Genomic DNA, 19479 nt, shown 5'->3' with positions numbered 1-19479 from the left:
AGCCGGACAACGAGGTCGGACGAAGAGGTCGGAGGTCGCCGTGGCCGTGCCGAAGGACGCCCTGAAAAAGTGGGAGAAGGCACGCCGGTCCACCCACGTGCTGCCTGGCGCCATCGAGGAGTTCCCCGGCCCGCCGAGAAGTCCCGCTCGCCCGTCGACGCCCCGGAATTTAACTAAGCGCTTGCTCGTTGAGGGCTTGCCCGATGTGGAACACGTTCTTAACATCACTGATGTCACATCAGTGGTGTCACAGTGCTGGGGGCTTGATGGCAGTGACGGGTACGGCAGGGCATGGCCCGCTCGCCGGAGTGCGCGTCGTCGAACTGGCGGGGATCGGCCCCGGGCCGTTCGCCGCGATGCTCCTAGCCGACCTCGGTGCTGACGTGGTCCGCGTGGACCGACCTGGTGGCGCCGGGCTCGCGATCAATCCCGAGTACGACGTCACCAACCGCAACAAGCGGTCGGTGGTGATCGACCTCAAGGCCGAGGACGGGCCCGCCCGCGTCCTCGACCTGGTCGACCGCGCGGACATCCTCATCGAGGGCTACCGCCCGGGCGTCGCCGAGCGCCTCGGCGTGGGCCCGGTGACCTGTCACGCCCGCAACCCGGGGCTCGTCTACGGCCGGATGACCGGCTGGGGGCAGGAGGGACCGCTGGCCCAGCGCGCAGGGCACGACATCGCGTACATCGCCCTGACCGGCACGCTCGGGATGATCGGCAAGCCGGACGAGCCGCCGGTGGCCCCCGCGAACCTCCTCGGCGACTACGCGGGCGGCTCGCTCTACCTCGTCGTCGGCGTCCTCGCCGCGCTCCACCACGCGCGCGCGACCGGCGCCGGACAGGTCGTGGACGCGGCCATCGTCGACGGCACGGCGCACCTCTCCACGATGATCCACGGCATGCTCGCCGCCGGCGCCTGGCAGGACCGGCGCGGCGCCAACCTGCTGGACGGCGGCTGCCCGTACTACGGGACGTACGAGACGTCGGACGGGCAGTACATGGCCGTGGGCCCCCTTGAGCAGCAGTTCTACGACGAGTTCGTGCAACTTCTCGGCATCGAGGACCAGGCACCGGCCCGCAAGGACCTGTCGCGCTGGGGCGAGCTGCGTGAGACCGTCGCGGCCCGCTTCAAGTCCCGTACGAGGGACGAGTGGACGGCCGTCTTCGAGGGCTCCGACGCGTGCGTGGCGCCGGTCCTCTCGCTGCGCGAGGCCCCCGCCCACCCGCACCTCGCCGCCCGCGGCACCTTCACCGACCACGGTGGCATCACCCAGCCCGCCCCCGCGCCCCGCTTCTCCGTCACCCACACGTCCGTCCGCAGCGGGCCCGCCCAGCCGGGCGCCGACACGGCGGAGGTGGCCCGCGACTGGGACGTACCCGACCTCCTGAAGGGCGGCCCCGAATGAAGCGGCAGATCTTCGCGCCCGAGCACGACGCCTTCCGCGAGACGGTGCGCACCTTCCTGGCCAAGGAGGTGCTGCCGTACTACGAACAGTGGGAGAAGGACGGCATCGTCTCGCGTGACGCCTGGCGGGCGGCCGGGAAGCAGGGGCTGCTCGGGTTCGCGGTGCCCGAGGAGTACGGGGGCGGCGGCAACGCCGACTTCCGCTACAGCGCCGTACTGGCCGAGGAGTTCACGCGCGCGGGGGCCGCCGGAATCGCGCTCGGACTGCACAACGACATCATCGGGCCGTATCTGACGGGCCTCGCCACCGAGGAGCAGAAGCGGCGCTGGCTGCCCGGGTTCTGCGACGGCTCGCTGATCACGGCGATCGCCATGACCGAACCCGGCGCCGGATCCGACCTCCAGGGCATCACGACCCACGCCGAGGACCGGGGCGACCACTGGCTGCTCAACGGCTCCAAGACCTTCATCTCGAACGGGATCCTCGCCGATCTGGTGATCGTGGTGGCGAGGACCACCCCCGAAGGCGGTGCCAAGGGGCTGTCCCTGCTCGTCGTCGAGCGAGGCATGGCGGGCTTCGAGCGCGGGCGCAACCTCGACAAGATCGGCCAGAAGGCCCAGGACACGGCCGAGTTGTTCTTCAACGACGTCGCCGTGCCCAAGGAGAACCTGCTCGGCGAGCTGAACGGCGCCTTCGTCCATCTGATGACCAACCTCGCGCAGGAGCGCATGGGTATCGCCGTCGCCGGGATCGCCGCCGCCGAATACCTGCTCGAAATCACCATGGAGTACGTCAAGGAGCGGGAGGCCTTCGGGCGGCCGCTGTCCAAGCTCCAGCACATCCGCTTCGAGATAGCCGAGATGGCCACCGAGTGCGCCGTCACCCGGACCTTCCTCGACCGCTGCATCGTCGATCACTCGAACGGGGAACTCGACGCCGTACACGCCTCGATGGCCAAGTGGTGGGCCACCGAGCTACAGAAGCGGGTGGCGGACCGCTGCCTCCAACTGCACGGCGGCTACGGCTACATGACCGAGTACCGCGTGGCCAGGGCCTTCACCGACGGCCGTATCCAGACCATCTACGGCGGGACCACCGAGATCATGAAGGAGATCATCGGCCGTTCCCTCCTTGGTTAACCCTCCTGAAAGGCTTGATCAGTGAGCACCGAAGCGTATGTGTACGACGCGATCCGCACCCCGCGCGGCCGCGGCAAGGCGAACGGCGCCCTGCACGGCACCAAGCCCATCGATCTTGTCGTCGGGCTCATCCACGAGGTACAGCGTCGCTTCCCGGGCCTCGACCCGGCCGCGATCGACGACATCGTGCTCGGTGTGGTGGGCCCGGTCGGCGACCAGGGCTCCGACATCGCCCGGATCGCCGCGATCGCCGCCGGACTCCCCGACACGGTCGCCGGGGTCCAGGAGAACCGCTTCTGTGCCTCGGGCCTGGAAGCCGTCAACCTGGCCGCGATGAAGATCCGTTCGGGCTGGGAGGACCTGGTGCTCGCGGGCGGCGTCGAGTCGATGTCGCGGGTGCCGATGGGCTCGGACGGTGGCGCCTGGTTCGCCGACCCGATGACCAACATGGCCACGAACTTCGCGCCGCAGGGCATCGGCGCGGACCTCATCGCCACCATCGAGGGCTTCACGCGCCGCGATGTCGACGAGTACGCCGCGCTGTCCCAGGAGCGGGCCGCCGCCGCGTGGAAGGACGGGCGTTTCGAGAAGTCCGTCGTCCCGGTGAAGGACCGCAACGGCCTCGTCGTCCTCGACCACGACGAGCACCTGCGCCCCGGCACCACCGCCGACTCGCTCGCCAGGCTGAAGCCGTCGTTCGCCGACATCGGCGACCTGGGCGGCTTCGACGCCGTGGCGCTGCAGAAGTACCACTGGGTGGAGGCGATCGACCACGTCCACCACGCGGGCAACTCCTCCGGCATCGTGGACGGCGCCTCGCTCGTCGCCGTCGGCTCCAAGGAGGTCGGCGAGCGCTACGGGCTCACCCCGCGCGCGCGGATCGTCTCCGCGGCCGTCTCCGGCTCCGAGCCCACCATCATGCTCACCGGACCCGCTCCGGCGACCCGCAAGGCGCTCGCCAAGGCCGGTCTGACCATCGACGACATCGACCTCGTCGAGATCAACGAGGCCTTCGCGGCGGTCGTCCTGCGCTTCGCCAAGGACATGGGCCTGTCCCTGGACAAGGTCAACGTCAACGGCGGCGCGATCGCGCTGGGCCACCCGCTCGGCGCCACCGGCGCCATGATCCTCGGCACCCTCGTCGACGAACTGGAGCGCCAGGACAAGCGCTACGGCCTCGCCACGCTGTGCGTGGGCGGCGGCATGGGTGTCGCCACGATCGTCGAGCGCGTCTGACCTTTCCCAACGGATCAACGGACATCGGATCCAGGGACATCGGATCCACGGTCTACAGATCTACGGACAACGGATCCACGGACATCGGATCCACGGATCAACGGAGCAACCCCTGATGAGCACTGAGCCCACCACCATCCGCTGGGAACAGGACGAGACCGGCGTCGTCACCCTCGTCCTCGACGACCCCAACCAGTCCGCCAACACCATGAACCAGGCCTTCCAGGCCTCGATCGCGGCGATCGCGGAACGCGCCGAGGCCGAGAAGGACTCCATCCGCGGAATCATCTACACCTCCGCCAAGAAGACCTTCTTCGCGGGCGGCGACCTCAAGGAGATGATGGGGGTCGGTCCGGAGAACGCTCAGCAGGCGTTCGAGACCGGTACGGCCATCAAGTCCTCCCTGCGCCGCATCGAGACCCTCGGCAAGCCGGTCGTCGCCGCCATCAACGGCGCGGCACTCGGCGGCGGTTACGAGATCGCCCTCGCCTCCCACCACCGCGTCGCCCTCGACGCCCCCGGCATGAAGATCGGCCTGCCCGAGGTCACCCTCGGCCTGCTCCCGGCGGGCGGCGGCGTCGCCCGCACGGTCCGGCTGATGGGCATCGCGGACGCGCTGCTGAAGGTCCTGCTCCAGGGCACCCAGTACTCCGCGCAGCGGGCGCTGGAGAACGGTCTCGTCCACGAAGTGGCGGCCACGCCCGAGGAGTTGCTCGCCAAGGCGCGCGCCTTCATCGACGCCAACCCCCAGTCGCAGCAGCCGTGGGACAAGCCGGGCTACCGGATCCCGGGGGGTACGCCGTCGAACCCGAAGTTCGCCGCCAACCTGCCCGCGTTCCCGGCCAACCTGAAGAAGCAGCTGAACGGCGCCCCCTACCCGGCCCCGCGCAACATCCTCGCGGCCGCCGTGGAGGGCTCACAGGTCGACTTCGAGACCGCGCTGGTCATCGAGGCGCGCTACTTCACCGAGCTGGTCACCGGGCAGACCGCCAAGAACATGATCCAGGCGTTCTTCTTCGACCTCCAGGCGGTCAACTCCGGTGCCAACCGGCCCAAGGGCATCGCACCGCGCCAGGTCCGCAAGGTCGCCGTCCTCGGCGCCGGGATGATGGGCGCGGGCATCGCGTACTCGTGTGCTCGCGCGGGCATCGACGTCGTCCTCAAGGACGTGACCGCCGAGGCGGCGGCCAAGGGCAGGGCGTACTCCGAGAAGCTCTGCGCGAAGGCCGTCTCCAGGGGGCGTACGACGCAGCAGAAGGCCGACGCGCTGCTCGCCCGCATCACACCCACGGCGGACCCTCAGGACCTGGCCGGCTGCGACGCCGTGATCGAGGCCGTCTTCGAGGACACCGCGCTCAAGCACAAGGTGTTCCAGGAGATCCAGCACCTCGTCGAGCCCGACGCGCTGCTCTGCTCCAACACCTCGACCCTGCCGATCACCGTGCTCGCCGAGGGCGTGGAGCGGCAGCGCGACTTCATCGGGCTCCACTTCTTCTCGCCGGTCGACAAGATGCCGCTCGTCGAGATCATCAAGGGCGAGCGGAGCGGCGACGAGGCGCTGGCCCGCGCCTTCGATCTCGTACGCCAGATCAACAAGACCCCGATCGTCGTCAACGACTCGCGCGGGTTCTTCACCTCCCGCGTCATCGGGCAGTTCATCAACGAGGGCGTCGCGATGGTCGGTGAGGGCATCGAGCCCGCGTCCGTCGAGCAGGCGGCCGCCCAGGCCGGCTACCCGGCCAAGGTCCTGTCCCTCATGGACGAGCTGACACTCACCCTGCCGCGCAAGATCCGCAAGGAGTCCAAGCAGGCCGTCGAGGAGGCGGGCGGCACCTGGGTGACGCACCCGGCCGAGGCGGTCATCGACCGCATGGTCGACGAGTTCGGCCGGACGGGCCGCAGCGGTGGCGCGGGCTTCTACGAGTACGGCGCGGACGGCAAGCGCGGCAAGCTGTGGCCCGGCCTGCGCGAGCACTTCACCAAGCCCGGATCCGGGATCCCGTTCGCGGACATGCAGGAGCGCATGCTCTTCTCCGAGGCCCTGGACACCGTCCGCCTCCTTGAGGAGGGCGTACTGACGTCCGTCGCGGACGCCAACATCGGCTCCATCTTCGGGATCGGCTTCCCGGGCTGGACCGGCGGTGTCCTGCAGTACATCAACGGGTACGGCGGCGGTGCCGGGGCGGGTTCCGGCACCGGCGAAGCCGGGGGTCTGCCCGCGTTCGTGGCACGCGCGCGTGAACTCGCCGAGCGCTACGGGGAGCGGTTCACGCCTCCGGCGCTGCTGGTCGAGAAGGCGGAGAAGGGGGAGCGGTTCACCGACGCCCGATGACGACGGCGTATCGCTGAGCGACACGCCGTCCATGGGTACGGCGAGGAACACCGGTCCCCGCCCCCACTGATGGAGTTCCCCTGGGTCGCCGCCCCGCCCTCGCCCTGCTGGAGTTCCTGCGCGGCGAGGGCAGGCCCGGACCTGTCACTCGCCGTGCGCCGTGCCGTCGCCCTCGCCGTACGACCGTCCGCGGGACCGGTGTTCCTCGCCGTACCCATGGACGTGCTCACCGAGGACCACCGAGGTCGAAAGCCGCTTGTGGAGCCGGTCGGCTCAGGACTCACTCCTTGAGCCACTCCCGGAGTTCCTCCTTCAGCGAGCGCTGGAACGTCGTCAGCAGCGCCTGCACCACCAGCGGCTGCATATGCGCCGACAGCGACTTCACGGCTGCCACGGACTCGCGCTCGCCCACCGCGTCACGCAGTAGCGTGGACAACTCGTGGGCCGCCGCGCGCGAGTGCTCCAGCAGAACGGTCCGCGCCGCGAGGATCGTCTCGTGCGCGATGGGCACGTCGAGAAGCTGTACGCCGAGCCGCAGCAGCCCCGGGTCCACGCGGAAGGAGTCCGTGGTCCGCGTGATGACGCCCATCGCGGTGAGCCGGTCCAGCTCCTCCTCGCCCAGCGAGCGCCCCGCCCGCCGCTCCAGCTCCTCGCCCGTCACGTACTCCGCCGCATCGGGCGCCCAGGAGGCCACCACCGCACGGTGGATGGCGAGATCGTGGGCGCTCAGATCGGGCGGCAGCTGCTGAAGGTGCCGTTCGATCGCCGCCAACGTCATGCCCTGGTGCTGCAACTCCTCGATGAGGGCGAGCCGGGCAAGATGCTCCTGGCTGTAGTGGCCCACCCGCCGGGGACCGATCACCGGCGGTGGCAGCAACCCCTTGGTGCTGTAGAAGCGCACCGTACGGACCGTGACGCCGGCCCGGGCGGCCAACTCGTCGACCGTGAGCACCGGCTCCTCGGTGTCGGTCGTCATGGCGGGCCCTGCCTCTCCGGGTTGTGCAGCGATCTGGTGCAACAGTATTGCTGTCTCACCGGTGTTGCGAAAGCGCCGCCCGACGGGGTGCGTACTGCGCCTGCCGCCACTGTCAGTGCCGGCGCCTACGGTGGCGTCATGTCCGAGATCGCGTACGTCAGAGGCGACGCCACCGCTCCGTTGGGGAAGGGCGTCAAGGTGATCGCCCATGTCTGCAATGACATCGGGGGATGGGGGAAGGGCTTCGTACTCGCCGTCTCGCGCCGCTGGCCGGAGCCGGAAGCTGCGTATCGCGCCTGGCACCGGGGCCGCGCGCACAACGACTTCGGCCTGGGCGCGGCCCAGTTCATCCAGGTGGCGCGGTATGTGTGGGTGGCGAATCTGGTCGGCCGGCGGGGGATACGCACGGGTAGCAAAGGGGTGCCCGTGCGTTACGAGGCCATTGACGAGGCCCTCGGACTGCTGGCCGGCAAAGCCGCCGAGCTTGGCGCCTCCGTTCACATGCCCCGCATCGGCTGCGGTCTCGCGGGCGGCAAGTGGCCGGGTGTGGAGCCGCTCATCGCGGAGCGCCTGGTGAAGCCGGGGATAGCCGTGGCGGTGTACGACCACGAGGGCTGAGCATCGTCAGCGGTCAGCGGTCAGCGGTCAGCGATCGACGAGCGCAGTAGCAACAACTTGCGGAAAGATTCCGCAAGTCATTGCCGATGCCTCCAAGACCTTGCTTGACTCACCTGCCGACAGGCGCAGTCGACGAGATGCGATCGCGGCGCTCCCGTACAGAGTCGCTCGGCGACCGCTCTCGGGAGTTGGCCGGAGGCGAGAGGAACCCCCATGACCAGCGAGATCGACGTCCTCGTCCTTGGCGGCGCGGGTGTGGACACGATCGTGTACGTCCCCGGGCTGCCGCTCCCGTTCGCCGACAGCTACATGATCCGGCCCGGTATCGAGACGCGGGCAGGCCAGAGTGGCGACTTCGTCGCTCTTGGCGTGCACGCGCTGGGCCTGCGCACGCACCACCTCGACATGATCGGTGACGACCACGAGGGTGAGCTGGTCCGCGCCCTGCACCGGGAACGCGGCATCCCGCTCACGGATGTCCGCCAGCCCGGCGGCACCAAGCGCGCGGTCAACCTCGTGGACCCGGAAGGGCGGCGGTTGTCGCTGTACGACGCGAGCCGCTCGCGGGAGGACGACCGGCTGCCGGAGGAGAGCGTCCGCGCGCTGGCCGGAGCGAGCCGCCACGCGCACGTCGTCATCACCCACCCGTGCGCCCACACCTTGCCCACGCTGCGGGAGGCCGGGGTGACCCTCTCCACCGACCTGCATGACTGGGACGGCGAGAATCCCTACCACGAGCCGTTCGCCCACGCCGCCGACCTCGTGTTCCTGTCCACCACCGCGCTCCCCGACCCGGAGCGGACGATGCGGCAGATCGTCGAGCGGGGCCGGGCGGAGGTGGTCGTCGCCACCGCCGGAGCCGACGGCGCGTATCTGCTGGCGGACGAGGAGGTGACCCATATCCCGGCGGTCACACCTCCGGCCGCGGTCGTGGACTCGAACGGCGCCGGCGACGCCTTCGCCGCCGGCTTCCTCCTCGGATGGCTGGCCGGTGAACCGCCACACCGTTGCGCCCTGTACGGCGCGGTCGCCGGCGCCCATGCCTGCACGGTGCCGGCGACGCGGGCGGACGCCATCAGCCGCGACGAACTCCTGACCAGGGTCAAGGAGTTGGAACGCGACGGCGCCCGCCCGCCGTACGGCACACCTCAGTGATCGTGAACCGAATCGGTCGCGGCGATCTTCTTCCACGACTTCGGCTGGGCAGGAACCCCGGAAGAAGTCCCGTCCGTCCCCGCGGCGCGGGCGATCGACGCGCCCTGCGCCGCAGGCACCCCCGGCTTCGACGGCTCGAACAGCCACGTGTCGAAGAACGAGCCGAGCGACTGGCCCGACACCTCCTCCGCGTACTTCTGGAAGTCGGCGACCGATGCGTTCCCGTACGCGTGCTCGCTCGGCCACCCCTTCAGGATGGCGAAGAACGCGTCGTCCCCGACCTCGTTGCGCAGCGCCTGAATGGCGAGTGCCCCCCGGTCGTAGACCGCGATGTCGAACTGGTTCTCAGGACCCGGATCGCCGGGCGCGACCGTCCAGAAGGCGTCGTCCGCCGGGTGCAGCGCGTACACGTAGTCCGCGAGCTCCTGCGCCGTCCCCTCACCCTCGTGCTCCGACCACAGCCACTGCGCGTAGCGGGCGAAGCCTTCGTTGATCCAGATGTCCTTCCACCCGGCGACGGACACCTCATCCCCGTACCACTGGTGGGCGAGCTCGTGGACGACGACGGACACGTTCGAGCCGTTCGCGAACTGTCGCGGGCTGTAGAACGGCCGCGTCTGCGTCTCCAGCGCGTACCCGGTGTTGGTGTTCGGGACGTACCCGCCGAGCGCGTTGAAGGGGTACGGACCGAAGTACTCGGTGAGGAAGTCGGCGACCTCACCGGTGCGCTCGACGCTCGCCCGGACCGCCCCGTCGTTGTCGCCCAGGTCCTTGCTGTACGCGTTGGTGATCGGGATGCCGCTCTCGGTCGTCCCGGTCGTGATGTCGAACCTGCCGATCGCGAGCGTCGCGAGATACGTGGCCTGCGGCTTGTTGGACCGCCAGTTGTAGCGCGTCCAGCCGAGCTTCGAACTGGTCGACTGGAGCGTGCCGTTGGAGATCGCCTGGGTGCCGTCGGGGACATTGACCGACACGTCGTACGTCGCCTTGTCGAGCGGGTGGTCGTTGCTGGGGAACCACCACGCCGCCGACTCGGGCTCGTTCGCGCCGACGCCGCCGTCCGCAGTGCGGTGCCAGCTGGTGAAGCCGTACGCGGTCTTCGACGACGGCACACCGCTGTAGCGCACCACGATGGTGACGGACTTGCCCTTGGCCAGCGGGGTCTTCGGGGTGACCTCCAGCTCCTCCTCGCCGGAGGTGGCGAACGACGCCTTCACGCCGTTGACCCGCACCTCGCTCACATCGAGCAGAAAGTCCAGATCGAAGCGCGAGAGATCCTGCGTGGTGGTCGCCAGGAGGGTTGCCGTGCCCTCCAGTTCATCGGTCTGCGGCTGGTACTGGAGGCGCAGATCGTAGTGCGAGACGTCATAGCCGCCGTTGCCGTAGTCCGGGTAGTAGGGGTCGCCGATGCCCGGCGCTCCGGGGGAGTAACTGGCCGCCGATGCCGGGATCGCCAGCAGGAAGGAGGCCGCGAGAGCGCCCGGGGCGATGAGTCTGCGGTGCACGTCAAGCTCCAAGTCGTAGGGCCGTGAAGTCTGTTCGGAGCCTATTCAGCCGCTATGGCCCCGGTCATGTCCACGGCCACTCCTGTCACACGATCGCCATTCGGCCGTCATGAGCAATCCCGTCCCAGAGACCTTTCACAAACCCTCTTTTGCACGGGAGTTGACCCGGGGTACCTTCCGCCCATGCCGATACGTGCGCGCCGTACGCGCTTCACGACCTGGAGATCGCTCGCGACGGCGGCCACGGCCGCCCTGATGGCGACTCTGCTCACCCCGGTCGCTGCACACAGCGCCCCACGGGAGAGCACCCCGATCTACTCCTACGACAACGCGATCCGCGAGTCTGTGTGGGTGGACACCGGCCTCGACGGCGACAGCGACGGGAAGACCGACCGCGTCGCCGTCGACATCGTCCGCCCCCGCGAACTCGCCGCGTCGGGTCGCAAGATACCCGTGATCATGGATGCCAGCCCGTACTACTCCTGCTGCGGACGCGGCAACGAGAGCCAGAAGAAGACGTACGACGCGAACGGCAACGTCGTCCAGATGCCGCTGTTCTACGACAACTACTTCGTGCCCCGCGGCTACGCCTTCGTCGGCGTCGATCTGGCCGGAACCAACCGCTCAGACGGCTGTGTGGACGTGGGAGGCCGCTCCGACATCCAGTCCGCGAAGGCGGTCGTCGACTGGCTGAACGGCCGGGCCAAGGCGTACACGACCCGTACGGGCGCCGCCACGTCCAAGGCCACCTGGACCAATGGCAAGACCGGCATGATCGGCAAGAGCTGGGACGGCACCATCGCCAACGGCGTCGCCGCAACCGGCGTCAAGGGCCTTGAGACCATCGTGCCGATCAGCGCGATCTCCTCCTGGTACGACTACTACTTCAGCGAGGGCGCCCCGCTGTACGACTCCGGCCCGGACTGGCTGTCGGACTACGTCGACAGCCCCGACGCCCGAGCCAAGTGCGCCGCGGTCCAGCAGAAGATCGTCGACGGCGCACCGCGCACCGGCGACTGGACCTCGTTCTGGACCGAGCGTGACTATGTGAAGGACGCGAGCAAGGTCAAGGCGAGCGTCTTCCTGATCCATGGCGCCCAGGACCTCAACGTCCGTACCCAGCACGTCGGTCCGTGGTGGGACGCGCTCGCCGAGAACGGCGTCGACCGCAAGATCTGGATCTCGCAGACCGGCCATGTCGACCCCTTCGACTTCCGCCGCGCCGAGTGGGTCGACACCCTGCACCGCTGGTTCGACCACGAACTCCTCGGCTACGACAACGGCATCGACGACGAGCCGATGGCCGACATCGAGCGCCACCCCGACCAGTGGGTGACCTCCAGCGTCTGGCCGCCCCGCGCCACCGACACGACGACCCTCCGCCCGGCCACGGGTGACACGGCGGGCGTCGGCACCCTCGGACTGGCCAAGAGCTCCGGCACCGAGTCCTTCACCGACAACCCGCAGCTGAGCGAGACCGACTGGGCCGCGTACATCGATCAGTCGACCCCTGAGAAGGCCGGCTTCGTCACGCAACCGCTGACCAAGGACCTGCGTGTGTCCGGCTCCTCCAAGGTGACGGTCACCGCCACCCCGACGACCTCAACGGCCCATCTCACCGCGGTACTCGTCGACCTCGGCCCGGACACCATCCGGGACTACGCGGCCTCCGGCGAGGGCATCAGCACGCTCACCGACCGCACCTGCTGGGGTCCGAGCACGACCGGCGACAGCTCCTGCTTCAAGGTGACCCAGTCGAAGAACGCGGACGTCGACTACACGGTCTTCAGCCGCGGCTGGGCCGACCTCGGCACCTACGCCTCGGCGGCGAAGGGCGTCCCGCTCACCCCCGGCAAGGCGTACACGATCACCCTCGACCTCGCCGCCACCGACCACGTCGTCCCCAAGGGCCACCGGCTCGCCCTCATCGTCGCGGGCACCGACAAGGACCTCATCGACCCGCCGTCCACCACCCCGACCCTGACGCTCGACCTGGCCCGTACCTCGGCCAAGGTCCCGCTGGTCGGCGGCGCCAAGGCCTTCACCAAGGCGACGACCGGGTCCGCCGCGGCTCCGAGCGTCGCCGTCCTCGACGGCGTACGCGACCCGCGCACCGCCCCCCGAGTCCCGGGAGCGAGCAGTTGACCGGCTTACCCATCCGTGCCCTGGCCGTGGCGGTCACCGCCACGGCCCTGGCCGCGCCCCTGCTGACCGCACCCGCGTACGCGGCGGAGAGCCCGCCGCGCACCGGCTTCGAGCAGACCAACGGCGCCCGCTGGACCAGCCAGAGCGAGGAACAGGACTTCCTGGCAGCCTTCGGCAAGGCGAGCGACCGTGTCGCCGTGTCCGAGATCGGTACGACCGAGCAGGGCCGCCCGCTCCAGCTCGTTCGGGTCGGCGCACTCGAGCAGCCACCACCGTGCACCTCGTGTGCAGCCGGCACGGCGACGAGCCGTCCGGGCGCGAAGCCTGCCGCACCATGATCCGCGACCTGGCGTACACGAAGGACCAGCGCACCCTGCGCTTCCTGAAGACCACCACCTTGCTCGTCGTCCCCACCGCCAACCCGGACGGCCGCGCCGCCGACACCCGCGGCAACAGCGACGGCGTCGACATCAACCGCGACCACCTGGCCCTGCAGACCGCCGAAGCCCGCGCGACGGCCGCGGTCCTGCGCGACCGCAAGCCCGACATCGTCTACGACCTGCACGAATACGGCGCCACACCCCCGTACTACGACAAGGACCTCTTCGACCTCCGGCCGCGCAACCTCAACACGGCCACGGCCGTGCACGACGAGGCGCAGACCCTGTCGCTGGACTATGTACGGCCCGCCGCCCAGGACGAGGGGTACTCGACGGGCACGTACGGCATCTGGACCGACCCCGTGACCGGTGATCCGGTCCAGCAGGTGGCGGGGGACGGGCAGGAACGCATCCTGCGGAACATGTCGGGCGTCAAACACTCCGCGGGGCTCATCATCGAGAGCCGGGTCGACCCCCTCGCGGACGCCGAAGAGGCGGACCCGGCCCTGAACCACCGCCGCCGCGTCGACTCCCAACCGGCCGCGCTCGGGGGCCTGTTCACCTTTACCGGTGAACGCCGTGAGCAGGTCGAGAGGGCCACCTCGGCGGCCCGGCTCACGGGCTACCTGGACACCGGCCCGGTCTACCTCAGCGGCGCCGACAACGACCCGGCCGAACCGTCCGAGGTGATCCAGGACCCGCCCTGCGACTACCGGCTCACGGCGGACCAGTACACGGACCTGCACGACGAGCTGAGCCTGCACGGCGTCCGCGTACAACGCGAGGGCGACGGCGTACTCGTACCGCTGCGGCAGTCCCTGCGCGCTCTCGTCCCGCTGCTCCTCGACGAGCGCGCGCCGTACCACCTCACGGCAGCGGAGCCCGACACCGACTGCTGAGACGCTGAGCGGGAGCGCACCTGTGATAGGGCGTATGGGGGCAAAAACTCCCATACGCCCTCGCGCGAAAGGTGCCGCCCATGACGGGGCAAGAAGAAGAGACGGCTCACGGCGGGCGAACCGATCGCGTGGTGTTCGGCGTCACCGCCGTGCTCACCGTGGCCTTCGTGATCTGGGGTTCAGTCGCGACCGACTCCCTGGAGAGCGCTTCCACCACGATGCTCAACGGCCTGATCCACAACGGCGGTTGGGCCTTCATGCTGGCCGCCTCCTGCTTCGTGGTCTTCGCGCTCTGGCTGGCGGTCAGCCGCTACGGCAAGATCCACCTGGGAGCCGAGGGCGAGGAGCCCGAGTTCCACACGGTGTCCTGGGTCGCGATGATGTTCAGCGCCGGAATGGGAATCGGCCTGATGTTCTACGGCGTGAGCGAGCCGCTGGCGCACTACATCACGCCCCCGCCGGGCACCACCCCCGCCGACTCCGGTGAACGCATGGAGACGGCGATGGCCACGACCCTCTTCCACTGGACGCTGCACCCCTGGGCGATCTACGCGGTGGTCGGCCTCGGCATCGCCTACAGCACCTTCCGCAAGCGCCGGCGCCAGACGATCAGCGCGGTCTTCACACCGCTCATCGGCGAGCGGCACGCGAACGGCGCCTGGGGCCGGGTGATCGACATCCTCGCGATCGTCGCCACCGTCTTCGGCTCCGCCGCCTCACTGGGCCTGGGCGCGCTCCAGATCGGCTCCGGGTTCAAGGAGCTGGACTGGATGGACAAGGTGAGCAACGGCCTGCTCGTGACGATCATCGCCGTGCTGACGGTGGCGTTCGTGGCCTCGGCGATCTCCGGCGTCGACAAGGGCATCCAGTGGCTGTCCAACATCAACATGGTCCTCGCGCTGATCCTCGCCGTCTTCGTGTTCATTGCGGGACCGACCATCATCGTCCTCGACCTGCTGCCCACCTCGATCTTCGCCTACCTCGGTGACCTGCCCCAGCTCGCCGGCCGCACCGAGGCCAGCGGTGGCGAGGGCGTCGCGGCCTGGCTGGGCAGCTGGACCGTCTTCTACTGGGCGTGGTGGATCTCCTGGACGCCGTTCGTCGGCATGTTCATCGCCCGCATCAGCCGCGGCCGCACCATCCGCCAGTTCGTCGGCGGCGTGATCCTCGTCCCCAGCAGTGTCAGCCTGGTCTGGTTCGCGATCTTCGGCGGTACGGCGATGAAGCTGAAGGAGACCGGGCACCTCGGGGGCGAGTCGACACCCGAGGGTCAACTCTTCGGTGTGCTGGCCGAGTTCCCCATCGCCACCGCCACCAGCCTGCTCGTGATGATCCTGGTCGGCATCTTCTTCGTCTCGGGAGCGGACGCGGCGTCCATCGTGATGGGCGCGCTCTCCCAGAAGGGCGCGCTCGAACCGGGCCGGTTCGTCGTCGTGTTCTGGGGTGTCCTGACCGGCGCGGTCGCCGCCATCATGCTGCTCGTCGGCAGCGGCCAGGGCGACGCCCTCACCGGCCTGCAGAACCTCACGATCCTCGCCGCCGCGCCCTTCGTCATCGTCATGATCGGCATGTGTGTCGCGCTCCTGCGCGACCTGCGCAAGGACCCGCTCATCGTGCGGGGGGAGATGGCCTCCGAGGCCGTCGAACTCGCCGTGATCGAGGGGCACAAGCAGTACGACGGCGAGTTCGAGATCACCATCGGCCCAGGGCCCGGTACGGACACGGAGGGAGACCCGCTCGGGCACGACCACGGGTGACGACCGGCCGTGGGCCGGGGACTTTCTACGGCCCGTCCGTGGGCGACGGTCCGTGGGCTGGGCATTTGATCCGGCCCGCCCGCGGGCGACCGTCCGGGGGCCGGGGACCTGGTTCGGCCCGCCCGCGGTGACCGTGTGCGGGAACGGACGACCGTCAGCGGGAGGCGAGCGCCGCCGCCTCCCGCGCGCATCCCCACGCCACCGTGACACCCGCACCGCCGTGACCGTAGTTGTGCACCAACACCCGCCCGTCCGGCAGCGGTTCACGCTCCAGACGGACCGCACCGCGCACCGGCCGCAGACCCACCCGGTGGCCGAGCACCCGCGCCCCGGCGATCTCGGGGCGCAGTGCCGCACACCGCTCGACGATCTCGGTGGCCGCGGCCGGGTCGGGCGTCAGCGACCAGTCGTCCTCGTCGGTCGTGCCGCCGAGGATCAGCCGATCGGGCTGCGGGAAGAGGTACGTCGTCGTCCCGGCGTCCGCGTCGGTCGACACCAGCCAGGTGGTGACGCCGGGGTTCTCCACGATCACGAGCTGCCCGCGCACGGGCCGTACGGCCGGATCCGGTACGAGTTCGCGGGCGCCGAGCCCCGTGCAGTTGACGACGACCGGTGCCGCCGCCTCCGCGAGGTCGGTCACCGGGCGCACCTCGAACACCCCGCCGGCCCGCAGGAACCGTTCGCGCAGCCACCGCAGATGCACCGGCATGTCCAGCAGCGGCAGCCGGGCCCACATACCTGTTCCCGCATATTCCTCGGCCGTCGCCGTGCGCAGTCCCGGTAGCCGGGCGGCCACCCACGTGGCCTCGTCCAGCCGGGACTCGCCCATTACGCCCTCGACCGTGCGTACGCCCGACTCCTCGGGCCGCGCCGCCAACTCCTCGTACACGGAGAGTGATTGGAGGGCCCAGTCGCGGGCCAGTGCCTCCGGTTCGATGCGGTACGGCCACCACAGCGCGCCCGCAACCGCCGAGGTGGTCCGCTCGGCGGCCTCCCGCGTCCACACCCGTACGCGTCTGCCGCTCTCGGCCAGGACAACGGCCGTCGTCAGCCCGATGACGCCGCTGCCGACCACGATCACCTCGTCGCCTCGCTCGGTCTTCACGCGGCGACGGTAGCGGAATATGTCATGCCGTGCTCAGATCACTCCCACTCTGGGGATACTCACAGCATGTCTGCCGAGTATGCGACCTTTGGCCTGGCACCGGCGATGCGTGCCGGTGGAGTCCTCGCCAACGGTGACTACCAAGTGCACCGGGATTTCGTCGACTTCATCGTCGACGGCCGCCCGCTGCTATTCCAGCTCTCCGACCTCGACGCCGTCTCACCGCTCGCCTCCGACGTACCACCCGCGATCTTCACCGCCCAGGTGCGCAGCCTCCTGCTGGAGGCCGACGCTCCGCTCGTGGGCGGCCGGTACGTCATCTACGGCTGCCCAGAATGCGAGGGCCTCGAATGCGGCGCCGTCACGGCCGTCATCGAGAAGGCCGGCGACGACTATGTGTGGCGCGACTTCGCCTGGCAGACCGACGAGCGGCCCGACCTGGAGCTCAACGGCTACCACGGGATAGGCCCGTTCCGCTTCCACGGCGCCGAGTACCGCAGCGCCCTGAACTCCCTCCTGGACGGAGACTCCGGACCTCGCCGCCGGGTCCTCCTCATCGGCGCCCGCGTCGCCGTCCTCGCCAAGCTCGCCGCCGCCCTGCGCACCATCGGCATCGGCGCCGACATCACCCGGGACGCCACGGACGTCCTGCCCGACGAACTCCGCAACTATGGCGCGGTGGCCTTCGGCCGGGCCGTCGGCGAGGAGGAACGTGCCGCCGTACGCCGCTCCTTCGAACGCGCGAGCGTCGAGGTGGCGTACGTCGAAGGCCTCGCCCCGATCATTCCGCTCCTCGTGGCCCAGATGGAACACGCCCTGGACCGCAGCCCGCCTGAGCTGCGCCGGCTGACGCGGCTGGTCGCGGCCGACGGCGAGGCGGGCATCGAGGTCACCTCGACCTGCCGCGTCCAGCTGACGGCGTACCGCCTCGACCGCCTGTACCGCACCCACGCGCAGGAGGTCTTCGACGGCGTCCTGGAGGCGGGCCGGCACCGGCTCGCGCTGGACGCCAAGGCCGTGCGGGGGGAGTCCTTCATCGTCGCGCGTACGTCGGGGAGTGTGCTGGTGGAGGCGATGGTCCACTGACGATGGCCCACTGGAAACCGGGGGCGACGGCCCACCGAAACCGGGGCGGTGGGACGGCGGCCGGGCCGTTAGGATCGGCCATCTGATGACTGCCACCCTCGTCGCCAAGAATCTCGCCGCCGGACACGGCGACCGCTCCCTCTTCGCCGGGCTCGACCTTGTCGTCGCGCCCGGCGACGTGATCGGGCTGGTCGGTGCCAACGGCGCGGGCAAGTCCACCCTGCTCCGCCTGCTCGCCGGGCTTCTCGCGCCGGAACAGGGCGAGCTGCGGCTTTCCCCGCCGTCCGCGACCGTCGGACATCTGCCGCAGGAACCGGAGCGCCGGGAGGGCGAGTCCGTACGGGACTTCCTCGCGCGCCGCACGGGCGTGGCCGAGGCCCAGCGCGTGATGGACGAGGCCACCCAGGCGCTCGTCGACGGCGCGCCCGGTGCGGACGACGCGTACTCCACCAGCCTGGAGCGCTGGCTCGACCTCGGCGGCGCCGACCTCGACGAGCGCGCCGAGGAGGTCACCGACTCCCTCGGGCTCGGCGTCGGCCTCGACCAGCTGATGACCTCCCTGTCCGGTGGCCAGGCGGCCCGCGCCGGACTCGCCTCCCTCCTGCTCTCCCGCTACGACGTGTTCCTCCTCGACGAGCCGACGAACGACCTGGACCTGGACGGCCTGGAGAGGCTTGAGCGCTTCGTGAGCGGCCTGCGCGCGGGCACCGTCGTCGTCAGCCACGACCGCGAGTTCCTGACCCGCACGGTCACCAAGGTGCTCGAACTCGACCTGGTGCAACAGGAGATCACGCTGTACGGCGGCGGCTACGAGGCCTACCTGGAGGAGCGCGACACCGCGCGCCGGCACGCCCGCGAGGACTTCGACGAGTACGCCGACAAGCGGTCGGCGCTGGAGGGGCGCGCCCAGATGCAGCGCGGCTGGATGGACAAGGGCGTGAAGAACGCCCGGCGCAAGGCGGCCAACGACAACGACAAGATCGGCCGCAAGTTCCGCAGCGAGGCCAGCGAGAAGCAGGCCTCGAAGGCCCGGCAGACCCAGCGCATGATCGAACGGCTCGATGTCGTCGACGAGCCGCGCAAGGAATGGGAACTGCGGATGGAGATCGCGTCGGCCCCGCGGTCCGGCGCGGTCGTCGCCACGATGCGTGACGCTCAGGTGCGCCGTGGTGACTTCACCTTCGGTCCGGCGACGCTGCAGATCGACTGGGCGGACCGCGTCGCGGTCACCGGCGCGAACGGCGCGGGCAAGTCGACGCTCCTGGGCGCCCTGCTCGGCCGCGTCCCGCTGGACACCGGCCAGGCCGCCCTCGGCCCCGGGGTCGTCGTCGGCGAGGTCGACCAGGCCCGCAAGCTCTTCCTCGGCGGCGAGTCCCTGCTCGACGCGTTCTGCGCGGCCGTCCCCGACACCGAGCCCGCCGAAGTCCGCACCCTCCTCGCCAAGTTCGGCCTCAAGTCCCACCATGTGCTGCGCCCCGCGGCCACCCTCTCCCCGGGCGAACGCACCCGCTCCGCCCTGGCCCTCCTCCAGGGCCGAGGCGTCAACCTCCTGGTCCTGGACGAGCCGACGAACCACCTCGACCTCCCCGCGATCGAGCAACTGGAGTCGGCCCTCGACTCCTACGAAGGCACGCTGCTCCTGGTCACGCACGACCGCCGGATGCTGGACGCGGTCCATACGACGCGACGGTTGGAGGTGGCGGGGGGCAAGGTGACGGAGCGGTAGCTGTCAGCCCGTCC

The 19479-nt window shown here is 69.9% G+C and carries 14 protein-coding genes and 1 pseudogene; 12 read left to right on the top strand and 3 right to left on the bottom strand.

Translation table 11 applies throughout. From position 1 onward, the window contains the following. The first annotated feature begins 266 nt into the window (after positions 1 to 266). The 5 genes from ACIPC1_RS22940 (at position 267) to ACIPC1_RS22920 (ending at position 6404) form a co-directional block, all read left to right on the top strand. The gene (locus ACIPC1_RS22940) at positions 267 to 1406 is read left to right on the top strand and encodes a CaiB/BaiF CoA transferase family protein (protein WP_402519709.1); all 1140 of its coding nucleotides are present in this window, start codon (positions 267 to 269) and stop codon (positions 1404 to 1406) included. After that, positions 1403 to 2545 carry an acyl-CoA dehydrogenase family protein gene (locus ACIPC1_RS22935; protein ID WP_402519707.1) on the top strand — a complete coding sequence of 381 codons (1143 nt, stop codon included), beginning with the start codon at positions 1403 to 1405 and terminating at the stop codon, positions 2543 to 2545. The genes ACIPC1_RS22940 and ACIPC1_RS22935 overlap by 4 nt, the downstream gene beginning before the upstream one ends. Positions 2546 to 2566: 21 nt before the next feature. Beyond that, positions 2567 to 3781: an acetyl-CoA C-acetyltransferase gene (locus ACIPC1_RS22930; protein ID WP_402519704.1), complete on the top strand. Its 1215-nt coding sequence runs from the start codon at positions 2567 to 2569 to the stop codon at positions 3779 to 3781. A gap of 115 nt (positions 3782 to 3896) precedes the next feature. Further along, positions 3897 to 6113, top strand: coding sequence for a 3-hydroxyacyl-CoA dehydrogenase NAD-binding domain-containing protein (locus tag ACIPC1_RS22925; RefSeq protein WP_402519701.1), 2217 nt, complete (start codon positions 3897 to 3899; stop codon positions 6111 to 6113). 69 nt (positions 6114 to 6182) lie between these two features. Further along, positions 6183 to 6404 carry a hypothetical protein gene (locus ACIPC1_RS22920; protein WP_402519697.1) on the top strand — a complete coding sequence of 74 codons (222 nt, stop codon included), beginning with the start codon at positions 6183 to 6185 and terminating at the stop codon, positions 6402 to 6404. On the opposite strand, the gene ACIPC1_RS22915 is transcribed toward ACIPC1_RS22920, so the two are convergent. Then, the gene (locus ACIPC1_RS22915) at positions 6394 to 7089 is read right to left on the bottom strand and encodes a MerR family transcriptional regulator (RefSeq protein ID WP_402519694.1); all 696 of its coding nucleotides are present in this window, start codon (positions 7087 to 7089) and stop codon (positions 6394 to 6396) included. The genes ACIPC1_RS22920 and ACIPC1_RS22915 overlap by 11 nt on opposite strands. 138 nt (positions 7090 to 7227) lie before the next feature. On the opposite strand from ACIPC1_RS22915, the gene ACIPC1_RS22910 reads away from it, so the two are divergent. Beyond that, positions 7228 to 7707 (top strand): macro domain-containing protein, encoded by a 480-nt coding sequence (locus ACIPC1_RS22910; RefSeq protein WP_402519691.1) that lies wholly within the window; start codon positions 7228 to 7230, stop codon positions 7705 to 7707. 213 nt (positions 7708 to 7920) lie between these two features. Continuing rightward, positions 7921 to 8862, top strand: a complete 942-nt coding sequence (locus tag ACIPC1_RS22905; RefSeq protein ID WP_402519688.1) for an adenosine kinase — start codon at positions 7921 to 7923, stop codon at positions 8860 to 8862. Here the strand turns inward: ACIPC1_RS22905 and ACIPC1_RS22900 are convergent. Then, positions 8856 to 10367, bottom strand: a complete 1512-nt coding sequence (locus tag ACIPC1_RS22900) for a M1 family metallopeptidase (protein WP_402519686.1) — start codon at positions 10365 to 10367, stop codon at positions 8856 to 8858. The genes ACIPC1_RS22905 and ACIPC1_RS22900 overlap by 7 nt on opposite strands. A gap of 183 nt (positions 10368 to 10550) precedes the next feature. On the opposite strand from ACIPC1_RS22900, the gene ACIPC1_RS22895 reads away from it, so the two are divergent. The 3 genes and pseudogenes from ACIPC1_RS22895 (at position 10551) to ACIPC1_RS22885 (ending at position 15548) form a co-directional block, all read left to right on the top strand. Further along, a complete protein-coding gene (locus ACIPC1_RS22895) occupies positions 10551 to 12512 on the top strand; it encodes a Xaa-Pro dipeptidyl-peptidase (RefSeq protein WP_402519683.1) in 1962 nt (653 codons plus the stop codon). Further along, a pseudogene (locus tag ACIPC1_RS22890) lies at positions 12509 to 13791 on the top strand (M14 family metallocarboxypeptidase). Before ACIPC1_RS22895 ends, ACIPC1_RS22890 begins: the two are co-directional and overlap by 4 nt. A gap of 80 nt (positions 13792 to 13871) precedes the next feature. After that, positions 13872 to 15548: a BCCT family transporter gene (locus ACIPC1_RS22885; protein WP_402519680.1), complete on the top strand. Its 1677-nt coding sequence runs from the start codon at positions 13872 to 13874 to the stop codon at positions 15546 to 15548. 154 nt (positions 15549 to 15702) lie between these two features. Here ACIPC1_RS22885 and ACIPC1_RS22880 read toward each other — a convergent pair whose 3' ends face one another. Further along, positions 15703 to 16653 carry an FAD-dependent oxidoreductase gene (locus tag ACIPC1_RS22880; protein ID WP_402519678.1) on the bottom strand — a complete coding sequence of 317 codons (951 nt, stop codon included), beginning with the start codon at positions 16651 to 16653 and terminating at the stop codon, positions 15703 to 15705. A gap of 66 nt (positions 16654 to 16719) precedes the next feature. Here ACIPC1_RS22880 and ACIPC1_RS22875 point away from each other — a divergent pair, with 66 nt between their 5' ends. Together ACIPC1_RS22875 and ACIPC1_RS22870 are read left to right on the top strand one after the other, a co-directional pair. Continuing rightward, positions 16720 to 17739, top strand: coding sequence for an oxidoreductase (locus ACIPC1_RS22875; RefSeq protein ID WP_402519675.1), 1020 nt, complete (start codon positions 16720 to 16722; stop codon positions 17737 to 17739). Between the two features lie 85 nt (positions 17740 to 17824). After that, on the top strand, positions 17825 to 19465 hold the full coding sequence (locus ACIPC1_RS22870; RefSeq protein ID WP_402519672.1) for an ABC-F family ATP-binding cassette domain-containing protein: 1641 nt from the start codon (positions 17825 to 17827) through the stop codon (positions 19463 to 19465). Positions 19466 to 19479: the final 14 nt, after the last annotated feature.

Origin of the sequence: Streptomyces sp. NPDC087263 (genome assembly GCF_044744645.1) — a bacterium.
Lineage (GTDB): Bacteria > Actinomycetota > Actinomycetes > Streptomycetales > Streptomycetaceae > Streptomyces.
The sequence above is the reverse complement of the archived record's forward strand: the minus strand, read 5'-3'. Positions and strand labels throughout refer to the sequence as shown.